13 protein-coding genes are annotated in these 14,195 nt (G+C 64.4%); 7 read left to right on the forward strand and 6 right to left on the reverse strand.

The window, feature by feature from the left end:
• Positions 1–31: 31 nt before the first annotated feature.
• The 3 genes from Q8L25_RS16720 to Q8L25_RS16730 all read right to left on the reverse strand — a co-directional run bounded on the left by Q8L25_RS16720 (position 32) and on the right by Q8L25_RS16730 (position 2,624).
• On the reverse strand, positions 32–985 hold the full coding sequence (locus Q8L25_RS16720; RefSeq protein ID WP_308920433.1) for a cation diffusion facilitator family transporter: 954 nt from the start codon (positions 983–985) through the stop codon (positions 32–34).
• Positions 986–1,107: 122 nt separating this feature from the next.
• Positions 1,108–1,995, reverse strand: a complete 888-nt coding sequence (locus tag Q8L25_RS16725; protein ID WP_308920434.1) for a pirin family protein — start codon at positions 1,993–1,995, stop codon at positions 1,108–1,110.
• Between the two features lie 29 nt (positions 1,996–2,024).
• On the reverse strand, positions 2,025–2,624 hold the full coding sequence (locus Q8L25_RS16730) for an NAD(P)H-dependent oxidoreductase (protein ID WP_308920435.1): 600 nt from the start codon (positions 2,622–2,624) through the stop codon (positions 2,025–2,027).
• A gap of 125 nt (positions 2,625–2,749) precedes the next feature.
• On the opposite strand from Q8L25_RS16730, the gene Q8L25_RS16735 reads away from it, so the two are divergent.
• Positions 2,750–3,655 (forward strand): LysR family transcriptional regulator, encoded by a 906-nt coding sequence (locus Q8L25_RS16735; protein WP_308920436.1) that lies wholly within the window; start codon positions 2,750–2,752, stop codon positions 3,653–3,655.
• Between the two features lie 4 nt (positions 3,656–3,659).
• Here the strand turns inward: Q8L25_RS16735 and asd are convergent, their stop codons facing one another.
• Positions 3,660–4,508 (reverse strand): archaetidylserine decarboxylase, encoded by an 849-nt coding sequence (asd, locus tag Q8L25_RS16740; protein ID WP_308920437.1) that lies wholly within the window; start codon positions 4,506–4,508, stop codon positions 3,660–3,662.
• 242 nt (positions 4,509–4,750) lie between these two features.
• Here asd and Q8L25_RS16745 point away from each other — a divergent pair, with 242 nt between their 5' ends.
• The 5 genes from Q8L25_RS16745 to Q8L25_RS16765 all read left to right on the forward strand — a co-directional run bounded on the left by Q8L25_RS16745 (position 4,751) and on the right by Q8L25_RS16765 (position 12,070).
• The gene (locus tag Q8L25_RS16745; protein ID WP_308920438.1) at positions 4,751–6,964 is read left to right on the forward strand and encodes a TonB-dependent receptor; all 2,214 of its coding nucleotides are present in this window, start codon (positions 4,751–4,753) and stop codon (positions 6,962–6,964) included.
• Positions 6,965–6,996: 32 nt separating this feature from the next.
• Complete coding sequence (locus Q8L25_RS16750; protein ID WP_308920439.1) at positions 6,997–9,207, forward strand: TonB-dependent receptor; 2,211 nt, start codon at positions 6,997–6,999, stop codon at positions 9,205–9,207.
• 61 nt (positions 9,208–9,268) lie between these two features.
• The gene (locus tag Q8L25_RS16755) at positions 9,269–10,507 is read left to right on the forward strand and encodes a DEAD/DEAH box helicase (RefSeq protein ID WP_308920440.1); all 1,239 of its coding nucleotides are present in this window, start codon (positions 9,269–9,271) and stop codon (positions 10,505–10,507) included.
• Positions 10,508–10,561: 54 nt separating this feature from the next.
• On the forward strand, positions 10,562–11,179 hold the full coding sequence (locus Q8L25_RS16760; RefSeq protein ID WP_308920441.1) for an LON peptidase substrate-binding domain-containing protein: 618 nt from the start codon (positions 10,562–10,564) through the stop codon (positions 11,177–11,179).
• Between the two features lie 147 nt (positions 11,180–11,326).
• The gene (locus tag Q8L25_RS16765; protein WP_308920442.1) at positions 11,327–12,070 is read left to right on the forward strand and encodes a DNA-binding protein; all 744 of its coding nucleotides are present in this window, start codon (positions 11,327–11,329) and stop codon (positions 12,068–12,070) included.
• A 149-nt stretch (positions 12,071–12,219) separates the two neighbouring features.
• Here Q8L25_RS16765 and Q8L25_RS16770 read toward each other — a convergent pair whose 3' ends face one another.
• Positions 12,220–12,567, reverse strand: a complete 348-nt coding sequence (locus Q8L25_RS16770; RefSeq protein ID WP_308920443.1) for a DUF1294 domain-containing protein — start codon at positions 12,565–12,567, stop codon at positions 12,220–12,222.
• A gap of 135 nt (positions 12,568–12,702) precedes the next feature.
• On the opposite strand from Q8L25_RS16770, the gene Q8L25_RS16775 reads away from it, so the two are divergent.
• Positions 12,703–13,692 carry a chemotaxis protein CheB gene (locus tag Q8L25_RS16775; RefSeq protein WP_308920444.1) on the forward strand — a complete coding sequence of 330 codons (990 nt, stop codon included), beginning with the start codon at positions 12,703–12,705 and terminating at the stop codon, positions 13,690–13,692.
• Positions 13,693–13,713: 21 nt separating this feature from the next.
• Here the strand turns inward: Q8L25_RS16775 and Q8L25_RS16780 are convergent, their stop codons facing one another.
• Positions 13,714–14,172, reverse strand: coding sequence for a DUF2141 domain-containing protein (locus Q8L25_RS16780; protein ID WP_308920445.1), 459 nt, complete (start codon positions 14,170–14,172; stop codon positions 13,714–13,716).
• Between the last annotated feature and the right edge of the window lie 23 nt (positions 14,173–14,195).

Genomic DNA, 14,195 nt, shown 5'->3' on the forward strand with positions numbered 1-14,195 from the left:
AGGCGTCCCAGGGCTGGCCGGGCTGCCTGCTTCAGGCGATCCGGTCGTGACTGTGGTCTTGCTGGTGCAGGCCCGCCATGCCGGCGGTTTCCGCCTGCAAGGTGATATGGTCGATGCCATGCTGGCTCAGCAGCATGGCCTTGATGGCGCGCAGCACCTGCGGCCAGTCTTGCAGTTCATTGATCTGCACGTGGCCGATCAGCGCCGGCTGGCCCGGCGACATGTCCCACACGTGCAGGTCGTGGACCGACAGCACGCCGGGAATCTGCTCGACGTCGGCGCCCACCCGCAGGTAGTCGATCTGGTGCGGCACGCCTTCCATCAGGAAGTGGTACGAGTCCTTCAACACCCCAAACGTCGATTTCAAAATCAGCAAGGAGACCAGCACCGACAGCAGCGGGTCGATCCGCATCCAGCCAGTGAAGTAGATCACGGCGCCGGCGACGATGGCGGCCACCGAACCCAGCAAGTCGCCCATCACGTGGACCAGTGCGGCGCGCGTGTTGACGCTGTCCTTGTCTTTCGACAGCACCCACGCCACCACCACATTGATCGCCAGGCCGATGACGGCCACTACCACCACCGTGTCGCCATGCACGGCTTCGGGGGTGGAAAAGCGCAGCACGGCTTCGTAGCAGATCCAGCCCACCACGCACAGCATGGCCAGGCCGTTGACAAAGGCGGCCAGCGCTTCGGCGCGGCCAAAGCCGAACGAGTGGCGCGGCGAAGGCGGGCGGCGGGCGATCACCTGCGCCAGCAGCGCCAGGCCCAGCGCAGCCGCATCGGTGACCATATGGCCGGCGTCGGAAATCAGGGCCAGCGAGTTGGACAGGAAACCGAACGCCACTTCGACGCCGGCAAACGATAATGTCAGGCCCAGCGCCCACGCCAGCACGCTTTGCTTGCGCCCCGTGAACGAGTGAGTGTGCTTGGCGTCGCCTTTCAGGTGGGCGTGCAGATGGGTGTGGTCGGTGGTGTCATGCATGGCGTGCTTTGTGGAATGATCTTGCTGCCAGTGTAAAGTAAAGGCCGGCGTGCCGTGGGAACGGCTGGCGTAAAAAAACCTGCATGGCGTGAGCAATGCAGGTTTTTTCAGGCAGGCGGCAATTACGCAGTGGCAGCCGTCTCGCCAAACTTCCCTTCACGGAAGTCCTGTACCGCCTGGAATACCTCGGCCTGGGTATTCATCACGAAGGGACCGTACTGCGCGATCGGTTCGTTCAGCGGCTGGCCGGCGACCAGGATCACGCGGCCGCCTTCCGGCGCGGTGATGCGCACGCCGTCGCTGCCTTGTGTATTGGCGAAAATCGCCATGCGCAGGGCCGGCACCGCCTTGCCGTCGACTTCGACCGCGCCCCTGAACGTGTACAAAAAGGCGTTATGGCCGGGCGGCAAGGGCTGCTCGAAGGTGCTGCCGGCCGGCAGGTCGATATCGAGGTACAGCGGTTCGGTGCGATCGCGCTGCACCGCGCCCGCCACGCCATGGCTGCTGCCGGCGATCACTTGCACCGCCACGCCTGCATCGGTGGTGTAGCGCGGAATCTCGCTGCTGTCAAAATCGCGGTACCAGGGCGTGCGCATCTTGTCGCTGGCGGGCAGGTTCAGCCACAACTGAAAACCTTCCATCACGCCTTCTTCCTGTTCGGGCATTTCCGAATGGATCACGCCGCTGCCGGCCGTCATCCATTGCACGCCACCCGAGCTCAGCAGGCCTTCGTGGCCGGCGCTGTCGCGATGGCGCATGCGGCCCGTGATCATGTAGGACACGGTTTCAAAGCCGCGGTGCGGGTGCTCGGGGAAGCCGGCGATATAGTCGTTCGGCTGGTCGCTGGCAAAATTGTCGAGCATCAGGAACGGATCGAGGCGGCGCTGCAATTGCTGCGTCAGCACGCGGTTGATCTTCACGCCGGCGCCATCCATGACGGCCTGGCCGGCAATGACGCGCTCGACGGTGCGTGCGGTGGTGACTGTGGTGGCGGTATTGATATCGTTCATGATGCTCTCCAGTTTTCAGTATGAAACGCTTACACGAGGATGGCGTTGATCTCGGCGTCCGCCTGGGCTTGCGCCTTGGCCACGGCTTCCGGACCCATGCCCATGCCTTCCGAATACACGTACTGCACATCGGTCAGGCCGAGGAAACCGAACATGGTGTTCAGGTAAGGCACCTGGCTGTCGCTCGCGCCGCCACGGTGCAGGCCGCCACGCGACAGGCCGACCAGGACTTTCTTGCCTGTCAGCAGGCCGACCGGGCCTTTTTCCGTGTATTTGAAGGTGACGTTGGCGCGGGCAATCGCGTCGAACCAGCTTTTCAGTTGCACGGTGATGCCGAAGTTGTACATCGGCGCGCCGACCACGATCACGTCGGCCGCCTGCACCTGGGCGATCAGGGCGTCGTCGAGGGCGATGCGGGCCGCTTGTTCGGCAGTGCGCTGCTCGGCTGGCGTGAACAGTGCCTGCAGGGTCGGCTCATCCAGCACCGGATGCGGCTGGGCCGCCAGGTCGCGGCGCACCACGGCAGCTTCCGGGTTGGCGGCGACAACCTTGGCGACCAGGGCGTCGGCCAGGCGGGTGGATGCGGAACCGGTGCTGCGGGCGCTGGAATTGATTTGCAGGATGTTCATCTGTTTTTCTCCGTGTGAGTGAGGTGTCTTGCGATGAATGAACTATAGCAATTCCAAAATTGATGCGGAAGCCGTTAAAATGGATAACATTTATCCACTGATGGAACAATCAAACAAGGAACAAGATGGACATCGATCCCGGCGATCTGCTGCTGTTTGCCCGTGTGGTGGAATGCGGCAGTTTTTCGCGTGCCGCCGAGCGCGTCGACTTGCCCAAGTCGACCCTGTCGCGCCGTATTTCGCTATTGGAAGGCAAGCTGGGCGAACGCCTGCTGCAGCGGACGACGCGCAAGCTGGTGCTGACCGAGTTTGGCGCCAGCCTGCTGGAACACGCGCGCAAGGTGGTGGAGGAAACCGAGGCGGCCGGCGCGCTGGCCCAGCACCGCCAGGCCGGCCCCAGCGGCTTGCTGCGCATTTCGATGCCGGCCGATTTTGCCGATACCCTGATGCGGCAAGTCCTGGCCGAGTTCGTGCGCCGCTATCCGGCGATTTCGCTGGAACTGGATCTGTCGGCGCGGCGCGTGGATTTGCTGGAGGAAAATTTTGATTTGGCGATACGCATGGGTAACCTGCCCGACGACGCCAGCCTGGCGGCGCGCCGCGTGGCCTTCAGCACCCTGGCGCTCTATGCGTCGCCGCAGTACACCAGCGTGCATGGCTTGCCCGAGCATCCCGACGATTTGTTCCGGCACGACCTACTCAGCTTGCCGCGTGCCCAGCATGGCCTGGTGCGCTGGACCCTGATACGCGGCAAGACCACCTGGGAGCGCGACTTGCCGGTGCGCCTGCTGGCCAATTCGCCGGAATTGCTGGTACGCATGGCCTGCACCGGGGTGGGCATCGCGGCCAGCACCGACCGCTTCGCCAAGGCTTATCTGCAAACGGGGGAACTGGTGCGCGTGCTGCCGGAGTGGAGTTTTCCGCTGGTCACGGGCTGGGCCGTGTTTCCCGGCCGGCGGCTGATGCCGGCCAAGACGCGCGCGTTTCTCAACCTGATGGAGGAGATGTACCAGATGGATATGCCAGTCTAAAACGTTACTTGGGCAAATTACCCATCACTTCACCAAGCTGCACCGGTCCGGCCGGCTGCCACGCCGGGTTGAACTGCAGCGTGTCTTTCGGGAACAGCATGACGACGGTCGAGCCCAGCAGGAAGCGGCCCAGTTCCTCGCCTTTTTTCAGCACGATATTGTCGTTGGCATAGCTCCAGTCGCGCACTTGCCCCGAGCGGGGCGGGTTGACCACGCCGTGCCAAACGGTGGCCATGCTGCCGACGATGGTGGCGCCCACCAGGGTCATCACGAAGGGGCCATTGGCGGTGTCGAACACGCACACCACGCGCTCGTTGCGGGCGAACAGGCCGGGGATGCCGCGCGCGGTGGTCGGGTTCACGGAAAACAATTCGCCCGGCACATAGATCATGCGCGTCAGGCGGCCGTCGCACGGCATGTGGATGCGGTGGTAGTCGCGCGGGCTCAGGTACAGGTTGGCGAAGCTGCCGTGCTCGAATTGCGCGGCCAGCGCGGCATCGCCACCGACCAGCGCGGTGGTGCTGAAATGATGGCCCTTGGCCTGGAAGATCTGGTCCTTGTCGATCGCGCCGAACTGGCTGATGCGGCCATCGACGGGGCAGACATAATCGGCTTGCGCGATCGGGCGCACGCCGGGGCGCAGCGCGCGGGTAAAAAAATCGTTGAAGCTGGTGTAGTGCGTGATGTCCGAGTCGAGCGCCTCATCCATGTTGACGTTGTAGCGGCCGACGAACCAGCGGATCAGCCGGGTGGTCATCGAACCGCCTTTGGCACCGGCGACCCGGCCGGCGAAATTGGTCAATGCTCCCTTGGGCAGCAGATATTGGGGCAGGACGGCGAGACGGTCGGACACGATAGGAAGCCTTTGAGGGGATGGAAACAATGATGTAAACGCATTATAGCGGGGTCGCGAAGGCGGCGGCCACGTAATGCGTGCCAGTCAGCAGTTTGACGGCGCGCGGCAGGCCCGGCCAAATTTTATTTGTTATAAACTTTATTTTCTGGAAACTGTGCCGTAGGGCAAAATTTTGTTGCAAAATGCCGCTGCCGTTTTTAGCACCCAGCCACTTCATTCAGCCACGCAGCTCATTCATCATGCCATCGTCCTTGCCTCTGTTTCGCCTCACCCTGTGTACCGCCGCCGTCCTGTTTGCCTGGCATGCCCACGCCCAGCAAGCCACGCCTGACGCCAATCCCGCCGCGCCAGCCGCGCCTGCTGATTCCGCGCCTGCCGTGCAGAAGGTGGAAGTGAAGGGCAGCGGCTACGATCCGCGCCGTGACGACACGGCCAGCAAGATGGTGGTGAATAGCGAAGAAATCCTCAAATATGGCGATACCAATGTCACGGACGTGCTCAAGCGCCTGCCCGGCATTACCGTGACGGGCGCGGCCGGCCGTACCGGCGGCGAGATCCGCATGCGCGGGCTGGGCAGCGGCTATACGCAGATCCTGCTCAACGGCGAGCGCGCGCCGGCCGGTTTTTCGCTCGACACCCTGTCGCCCGACGTGATCGAACGCATCGAGATCCTGCATGCGGCCAGCGCCGAGTACAGCACCCAGTCGATCGCCGGCACCATCAATGTGGTGCTGAAAAAGGCCGTCAAGACGGCGCAGCGCGAACTCAAGCTGGGCCTGGCGGGCAGCCGCGACAGTTTTTCGCCGACGGTCAACCTGCAATTGTCTGACCGCGACGGCAATTTTTCCTACTCGATGGCCGGCTCGCTGTTCCGCTACGACTATCACTACGACAATCCCGCGCTGGAACTGGGCTACCTGCCCGACGGCCGGCAAAACCTGCGGCGCCGCACCACCGGCAGCGGCGACGGCCGTCCCGAAGGCATCAATCTGTCGCCGCGCCTGAACTGGACGCTGAAAAGCGGCGACACGGTCACGGCCCAATTCTTCGTCAACGCCGGCCGTGGCGAGCACCGCAATATCAGCCGCGCCGAGACCGAACTGGGCGCGCGTCCCGATTACGATACCAATACCGGCAGCTCCAGCAATCACAACGCCATGGGCCGCGCCGACCTGACCTGGATGCACAAGCTCGATGGCGGCGCCAGGCTGGAACTGAAACTGGGCGCGACCGGCGCGCGCAATACTTCCGACAGCCTGCAGCGCGGCTATATCGATGGCGCCGGCCTGGCGCTCGAACGCGCGGTGGGCGTCAAGGCGACCGAGAACGGGGTCAGTTCGACCGGCAAATACTCGACTCCGCTGGTGCCGGGCCACGCCCTGTCGATGGGCTGGGACGGCGCCTATACCGAGCGCGAGGAAGAGCGCCGCCAGCGCGAGGCGCAGCTATCCGCTGGCCGGCCGCCGTTCAACAGCGACGAGGATTTCGATGCGCTGGTACGGCGGCTGGCGCTGTTTGCCCAGGATGACTGGGAGATCACGCCGCGCTGGTCGATGTATGCGGGCGTGCGCTGGGAAGGCATCGATACGCGCAGCACGGGCGACAGTTTTGACGCCGTGCGCCAGCGCACCAGCGTCTGGAGTCCGCTGCTGCAAACGCTGTGGAAGCTGCCCGATACCAAAGGCGACCAGATCCGCCTGGCGTTGACGCGCACCTACAAGGCGCAGCCGGCGTCGAGCCTGATACCGCGCCGCAATACCTCGACCAACAACAGCCAGACCGATCCGGACCGCGAAGGCAATCCGAACCTGAAACCGGAGCTGGCGCTGGGCATCGACGCGTCCTATGAGCATTACTGGGCGCAGGGCGCGCTGCTGAGCGCCCGCGCGTCGGCGCGCCGCATCGACGGCTACACGCGCCAGGGCTTGCTGCTGATCGACGAGCGCTGGGTCTCGACGCCCGTCAACGATGGCCGCGCCAATACGCAAACGGTGGAACTGGAAGCGAAGTTTCCGCTGCGCGCCGTGCTGGCGGCCACCGTGCCGGCCATCGATGTGCGCGCCAGCATCAGCCGCAACTGGTCGCAGGTGGAGCAGGTGCCGGGGCCGGACAACCGGCTCGACCAGCAAACCCCCGTCAGCGGCAATTTCGGCCTCGACTACAAGACGGCCGACGGCATGTTGACGGCCGGTGGCAGCTTCAATTTCCGCAACGGCGGCCCGGTGCGCATCACGCAGCAGCAGAGCGCCTACAGCACGCCGCGGCGCGACCTCGATCTGTATGCCTTGTGGAAATTCAACCCGAAAAACCAGCTGCGCCTGGCGGTATCGAACCTGCTGGCGCAGGATTTTGAAAGCAGCACGGTCTATACCGACGCGAACGGGACGATTGCCCGCAACGCGATATCGCCCAGCTCGCCACAGGCGCGCGCGACCATGGAAATGAAGTTTTAAACGATGTCGCCGCGCGATGTCAAACCCTGCCCATGATGCCGTGCCGCCTGCTCGCCGTTCGCCTGGCTGCCGCCGTCATGGTGTTGCTTGCCTGGCAGGCCCGGGCGCAGCAACAGCCAGCTGCGCAGGAGGCGCCGGCAAAGCCGGCTGAACCAGCCCTGCAGCAGGTCGAAGTGACGGGCAGCTACGATCCGCGCCGCGACGACACGGCCAGCAAGATGGTGGTGAACAGTGAAGACATCCTCAAGTATGGCGACACCACCGTCACCGACGTGCTCAAGCGCCTGCCCGGCATCACGGTAACGGGTGCGGCCGGGCGCCAGGGCGGCGAGATTCGCATGCGCGGGCTGGGCAGCGGCTACACGCAGATATTGCTGAACGGCGAGCGCGCGCCGGCCGGTTTTTCGCTCGATACGGTGTCGCCCGACATGATCGAGCGCATCGAGATCCTGCACGCGGCCAGCGCCGAATTCAGCACCCAGTCGATCGCCGGCACCATCAACGTGGTGCTGAAAAAAGCCGTGAAAAAGGCGCAGCGCGACCTCAAGCTGGGCGCCGGCGGCGGGCGCGATGCGCGCTCCGGCAATGGCAGCCTGCAGTTGTCCGACAAGGACGGCATCCTGTCGTATTCGCTGGCGGCCTCGGTCTACCGCTACGACTACGATTTTGGCGGCGCCAGGGAGAGCCCGGCGCTGGACCTGGGCTACCTGCCCGATGGCGAGCAGAACTTGCTGCGCCGTATCAGTGGCGGCGGCAATGGCCGTTCGGAAGGTATCAACCTGGCGCCCAGGCTGAACTGGAATTTTATCGGCGGCGACAGCCTGACGCTGCAATTTTTCCTCAACGCCGGCCGCAGCGAAGGTCACAACAGCTACCACACGCAAACGCTGCTGGGCGCGCGGCCCGATTACGACAGCAACGACGGCCAGACGGCGAACCGGCAGCTGTTCGCGCGCACGGATCTCAGCTGGGTACGCAAGCTCGACGGTGGCGCCAGGCTGGAACTGGGCGTGCGCGCGATGACCAGCAACAGCTCGGCTGGCAACGACACGCTCGGCCGGATCGATGGCGCGGGTCTTGCGCTGGACCGCAGCGTGCGCGTAACGGCGTCCTACGATACCGTGTCGTCCAGCGGCAAATATTCGGCGCCCTGGATGCCGGGCCATGCGCTGTCCATGGGCTGGGATGGCACGCTCAGCCGGCGCGAGGAAGCGCGCCGGCAGCACGAGGAGGCCTTGGCCGGCGCCAGTCCTGTGCGCGACAGCGATGAACACTACCATTCCAGCGTCGGGCTGCTGGCCCTGTACGCGCAGGATGAGTGGGACATCACGCCGCGCTGGTCGATGTATGCGGGCCTGCGCTGGGAAGGGGGCGCTACCCGCAGCGCCGGCGACAGTTTTGACGCCGTGCGCCAGCGCAACAGCGTCTGGAGCCCGTTGTTGCAGACCCTGTGGAAGCTGCCCGATACCAAGGGTGACCAGCTGCGCCTGGCCCTGACGCGCACCTACAAGTCGCCCTCGACCTCGAACCTGATACCGCGCCGCAGTATCTCGACCAACAACAGCCAGGCTGATCCTGACCGCCAGGGCAATCCCCATCTGCAACCGGAACTGGCGCTGGGCATCGACGCCTCCTATGAACATTACTGGGCGCAAGGCGCGCTGCTGAGCGCCCGCGCGTCGGCGCGCCGCATCGACGGCTACACGCGCCAGGGGCTGCTGTTGATCGACGGGCGCTGGGTTTCCACGCCCGTCAATGACGGCCGCGCCGACACGCAGACGGTGGAGCTGGAAGTGAAGTTTCCGCTGCGCGCCGTGCTGGACGCCACCGCGCCGGCGATCGACCTGCGCGCCAGCGTCAGCCGCAACTGGTCGCAGGTGGCGCAGGTGCCGGGGCCAGACAACCGGCTCGACCAGCAGACTCCGCTCAGCGGCAACCTCGGCATCGACTACAGGACGCCGGGCGGCCAGTTGAGCGCCGGCGGCAGCCTGGTCTTCACCGGTGGCGGCCCCGTGCGCATCACGCAGCAGCAGTATGCCTATACCTCGCCACGGCGCGACCTCGATGTGTATGCATTATGGAAATTCAATGCGCAGGTCCAGCTGCGCCTGGCGGTGTCGAATCTGCTGGCGCAGGAGTATGAAAGCAATGCGATCTACCGCGATGCGAGCGGCAGCACGATACGTGCCGGTATCTCGGACACCGCGCCGCAGGCGCGCGCCACCATGGAAATGAAGTTCTGACCGGGGCACCCGGCTGGCCTATAATCGCGGCTTCTTATCCGCTTTGCTGCAAGGTTCCCCCATGACGTTTTCCTCCCTCGGCCTGATCGATCCCCTGGTCCACACACTCGCCGAACTCGGCTATGACAAGCCGACCCCCGTGCAGGCCAAGGCCATCCCCGTCGTACTGGCCGGGCGCGACCTGATGGCGGCCGCCCAGACCGGCACCGGCAAGACGGCCGGCTTCGCCGTGCCGCTGCTGCAGCGCCTGGCCCTGGAAGGCGTGGTGGCGCCGCAGTGCGTGCGCGTGCTGGTGCTGGTGCCCACGCGCGAACTGGCCGAACAGGTGTATGCGAGTTTTCGCAGCTATGGCGGCAGCTTGCCGCTGCGCAGTTTTGTCGCCTATGGCGGCGTGGCGATCGAACCGCAAATCAGCAAACTGCGCAAGGGACTCGACGTGCTGGTGGCGACGCCGGGCCGCCTGCTCGACCTGCAGTCACAGGGCGCGATCAAGTTCGAGCAGGTGCAGACGCTGGTACTGGACGAGGCCGACCGCATGCTCGATCTCGGTTTCGAGCGCGAACTCGACCTGCTGCTGATGACGATGCCGAAACAACGCCAGACCCTGCTGTTTTCGGCCACCTTCTCGGACGCGATCCGCGCCATGGCAAAAACCATGCTCAAGGACCCGGTGTCGGTGGAAGTGAGTCCGCGCAACAGCACCGTGAAAGCCGTGAAACAGTCGGTGATCGTGTGCGACAAGAAGCGCAAGCCCGAACTGTTCCTGCACTTGCTGAAGAAGAAACGCTGGGGCCAGGTGCTGGTGTTCGTGAAAACCCGCAAGGGTGTCGAGGTGCTGGTGAAAACCTTGCTGGAGCAGGGCGTGAGCGCCGATTCGATCCATGGCGACAAGACCCAGTCGAACCGCCTGCGCGCGCTGGCCCGTTTCAAGGCGCGCGAAGTGCAGGTGCTGGTGGCGACCGACGTGGCGGCGCGCGGCCTCGATATCGAGCAACTGCCGCAGGTCGTCAATTTCGATTTGCCGACCGTGGCCGAGGATTATATCCACCGTATCGGCCGCACCGGCCGCGCCGGCGCCAGCGGCGAGGCGATTTCGCTGGTCTGCGCCGACGAAGTGGAATTGCTGTCGGCGGTCGAAGCGCTGACGCGGCAGACCCTGAAACGCAGCGAGGAGCCGGGCTTCGAGGCCGAGCACCGGGTGCCGGGCACGGCCGCCGGCGGCGCGATCCAGAAAAAGCCGGTCAAGGTGCTGGCGCCGAAAGCGGCCGAACGCGCGGCCAAGCGCCGTTTTTACAAATAGCCTGATCGGACGAGTTGTGCTGCACGCCCGGCGCATTCGTGCCATCATGCGGGCATGACCTCGATACCCTTGTTTCCGCTCAATACGGTGCTGTATCCCGATGGCTATTTGCCGCTGCAGATCTTCGAGGTGCGCTACCTGGACATGATACGCAAATGCATCACCGGCGAGCAGCCGTTTGGCGTGGTGCAATTGCTCGACGGCACAGAGGTACGCAAGCCCGGCCAGGATGAAACCCTGGCCCAGGTCGGCACCCTGGCAAAAGTGGTCGACTGGGCCGCGCCCTTGTCGGGCCTGCTGCAAATCAAATGCATGGGCACCCGGCGTTTTCAGATTGGTTCCAGCGAACAGCTGAAAAACGGCTTGTGGGTGGCGGAAGTGGACTTGCTGCCGCCAGATTTGGCGGTGCCGATCCCGCCTGAACAGCAAAACGTGGCCGACGCCCTGGGCGCCTTGATCCGTACCTTGCAAGAACAAAAAATCCCGCTCGACCAGATGCCGATCCAGCCGCCATACCGGCTCGATGAATGCGGCTGGGTCGCCAACCGCTGGTGCGAGCTGCTGTCGCTGACGCCGGTGCAGAAGCAATTGCTGCTGAGCCAGGAAAATCCCGTACTGCGGCTGGAGCTGATCCAGGATAACTTATCCGAAAATGGCTTGCTGGAAGACTAAATTCGGCAGGCTGCACCTGGATCAAGATTCTGTTGTGCAATTGCAATTTCTGTTGAGAAATACTTTACGCTATGCCGCCGCTGGAATAATATGATGCCCCTGAGCAATGCGGCTTTTCCGCCGCAGGCAACGTAGACGAGAACAATCATGGCAAAAGCAAGCGCGGAACAGATCAATGCGGCGATGGACGCGATGGCGGCCGAGGGCCTGCCCATCACGGTGCGCGCGCTGCGCGAAAAACTGGGCAGCGGCGCCTGCCTGGGCACCATCAGCAAGCTGCTGCAACGGCGCAAGGCAGGCGCGCAGCGCCAGATCGCCGCCGCGGCCGAACTGTCGCCCGTGCTGCGCCAGGCCATACTCGATTTTGTAGGACAGGAACTGAGCGCCAGCAACAGCGCGCATGAAGCCGAGATGAATGACAATCAACAGGAATTGATGGACCTGGCCAGCGAGAACGAGCGCCAGCAAGAGCTGCTCGAATTGCAGGCCACCGAGCTGGACACCTTGCGCGCCGAACTCGAGCGCGAGCGCCAGGTCGCCAACCAGGCCCGCACCGACCTGGCCAAGGCCCAGCTGCGGCTGGAAGGCCTGCCGCGCCTGGAAGAGGCGGCCGAGCAGGCGCGCATGGACCTGGCCAAGGCGCAATTCAAGCTCGAAGGCATACCGCGCCTGGAAGCGGCGGCCGAAACGGCGCGCGCCGACCTGATCCAGGCCCAGCTGAAACTGGAAACCCTGACCCGCGTGGAAACCGAACTGGCCACCGCGCGCCTGGAACTGGAAGCCGAACGCGAGGAACTGGGCGAAACGCGCGCCGAGCTGGACGAAGAGCGCACCTTGCGAATCAAGGCCCAGCAATTTATAGTCGACCCGATCTTCAAAACCCCCGTCTGAAGGACACCTGACCAAACCTACTGCGCGTCGGTATAGGCAGCCTGCGATGCTCACCGGCTCGGCGCCCCCGTACTAAAGTACGGTTGCGCTTCTTAGCCGCCTCTCCCTTCCGCTCGCTACGGTTTTGTCAGGTGTCGAGGCGCCTGTTGTTATCCATTTATCTGAGCGTACTGTAGCGTTATCCACACAAATCCCGCCGTATTTACCACCACGGTAATCCAGAACACGATTTGAAACGAGCGCTTGGCGGTCTTGTGGCGCAGCCATTGCTGGGCCAGCAGGGCGCCCGGCCAGCCGCACAGCAAGCCCAGCAGCCAGAGGGTTTTTTCCGGCGTGCGCCAGGCTTGGGCGCGCGCGGCGCGCTTGTCGATCGCGTAGACGGCAAAGCAGGTAATGCTCATCACGCCGTACACGGCCGCCACCAGCAGCGGCAGCTGATATAGCACGGTGGCGGCAAGATACAGCAAAACGAACGCGGCAAGGACTAGATAGGGCATGGGCGGCATCGAAGCGAAGTGAGCCGCATTGTAACCGCTGGCCCGCGCGCTTACCTGTGTTAGCGAACGCACGGAATCGGCCCCGGCGTCCTTTCACAATCAAGGTCAGATGAATCTCCCGAGAGGAAAACAGCTGTGCAATCGCTGATCGTCATGGGGGCCTCCGTCGGCGGCATGGAAGCCTTGTCCACCATTTTTGCCGCCTTGCCGGCCGATTTTCCCGCCGCCATCCTGGTCGTCACCCATGTCGGTGCGCGCAAGAGCCTGCTGCCCGAGCTGCTGGCGAAAACCTCGGCCCTGCCGGTGCGCTATGCGCAAGACCGCGAACCGATACGCCCGGGCCGCATCCTGCTGGCGCCGCCCGACCTGCACATGCTGGTGGCCATCACGGCCGGCCAGGCCATGGTCGAGCTGACCCGCGGCCCGCGCGAAAACCATACGCGCCCCGCCATCGATCCGCTGTTCCGTTCGGCCGCCGCTGCGTTCGGTCCGCACGTGGTGGGGGTGATCCTCAGCGGCTACCTGGACGACGGCACGGCCGGCCTGCAGGCGATCAAGGCCTGCGGCGGCACGGTGCTGGTGCAGGACCCGGAAGAAGCGGTGGCGCCGTCGATGCCGCAAAGCGCGATGCGCAACGTGGTGGTGGACAGCCGCTTGCCGGTGGCCGACATGGCGCCGGTGCTGCTGGCGCTGGCCAGGGGCGCGCCGGCGCCAGCGCAGCCTGGCGCGCCGCCGCAACCGCCCGGCTGGATCGCCGTCGAAAACCGTTTCGCCAGGGGAGTAGGCAATATGGAACAGCTGCAAAAAATCGCCACGCCGTCGACCTTCACCTGTCCGGAATGCCAGGGTACCTTGTGGGAACTGACCGACCAGCAGCCGCAGCGCTTCCGCTGCCATACGGGCCACAGCTTTACGGCGCCGATCCTGGGCGAGCTGCAACACGAAAAAGCCGAGGACGCCATCTGGGCCGCCGTGCGCGCGCTGCAGGAAAAGGAGCAGCTGTTTGCCAGCCTGGCCGCCAAGGCCACCGCCTGGCTGCATCCGGCTACCGCCAGCGAATACACGCAAAAGGCGCGCCAGGCCAGGGAGCAGGCCGATCTGTTGAAGCGGGTATTGCTATCCTGACCGGACTGCCGCCAGCCAGGTTCAATGCAGCTTGATCTTGACCGCCATGTCGCCGTCTTCCACCGTGATGGCCGCATCGGCAAACTTGGGCGGGCCGAAGCGGCTGGCCGCGTCGCGGCTGAAGCCATAGTCTTCCTTGGGGATGCCGATCATGTTGCGGTCCAGTTCGGCGTTGCCGTTTTCATCGTGGTAGGCCAGCACGGCCCAGGTGCCGGCCGGCACGTTGGCCACCTTCAGCACGGTGTCGCCCGCTTGCGCCGGCGCCGACGCCGTATGCACGCATTGTTTCAGGAAATGCTCCTGGTCGCAGACGGCGACGCGGATCTGCCCCTTGGCGTTGCTGATATTGGTCACGTGGACCTCGATGGTGGCGGCCAGCGCCGCGCCGGTGGCCAGCATGGTGGCGCACAGCAGGGCCGCGGCGGCCAGGGTGGAGGCGATCGTGCGGTGTGCGGGCGCCGCTATGGTAGGCTTGCTCATCTTCTTGTCACTCCTGTAAAAAA

The sequence above is a fragment of the Janthinobacterium sp. J1-1 genome (assembly GCF_030944405.1).
GTDB lineage: Bacteria > Pseudomonadota > Gammaproteobacteria > Burkholderiales > Burkholderiaceae_D > Janthinobacterium.

Excerpts from the sequence above, each read along its gene's own strand:
- Q8L25_RS16760 (WP_308920441.1), top strand. The coding sequence starts at position 10,562 with ATGACCTCGATACCCTTGTTTCCGCTCAATACGGTGCTGTATCCCGAT.
- Q8L25_RS16765 (WP_308920442.1), top strand. The coding sequence starts at position 11,327 with ATGGCAAAAGCAAGCGCGGAACAGATCAATGCGGCGATGGACGCGATG.
- Q8L25_RS16725 (WP_308920434.1), bottom strand. The coding sequence starts at position 1,995 with ATGAACGATATCAATACCGCCACCACAGTCACCACCGCACGCACCGTC.
- Q8L25_RS16735 (WP_308920436.1), top strand. The coding sequence starts at position 2,750 with ATGGACATCGATCCCGGCGATCTGCTGCTGTTTGCCCGTGTGGTGGAA.
- Q8L25_RS16750 (WP_308920439.1), top strand. The coding sequence starts at position 6,997 with ATGATGCCGTGCCGCCTGCTCGCCGTTCGCCTGGCTGCCGCCGTCATG.
- Q8L25_RS16730 (WP_308920435.1), bottom strand. The coding sequence starts at position 2,624 with ATGAACATCCTGCAAATCAATTCCAGCGCCCGCAGCACCGGTTCCGCA.
- Q8L25_RS16770 (WP_308920443.1), bottom strand. The coding sequence starts at position 12,567 with ATGCCCTATCTAGTCCTTGCCGCGTTCGTTTTGCTGTATCTTGCCGCC.
- Q8L25_RS16780 (WP_308920445.1), bottom strand. The coding sequence starts at position 14,172 with ATGAGCAAGCCTACCATAGCGGCGCCCGCACACCGCACGATCGCCTCC.
- Q8L25_RS16720 (WP_308920433.1), bottom strand. The coding sequence starts at position 985 with ATGCATGACACCACCGACCACACCCATCTGCACGCCCACCTGAAAGGC.
- Q8L25_RS16755 (WP_308920440.1), top strand. The coding sequence starts at position 9,269 with ATGACGTTTTCCTCCCTCGGCCTGATCGATCCCCTGGTCCACACACTC.
- Q8L25_RS16745 (WP_308920438.1), top strand. The coding sequence starts at position 4,751 with ATGCCATCGTCCTTGCCTCTGTTTCGCCTCACCCTGTGTACCGCCGCC.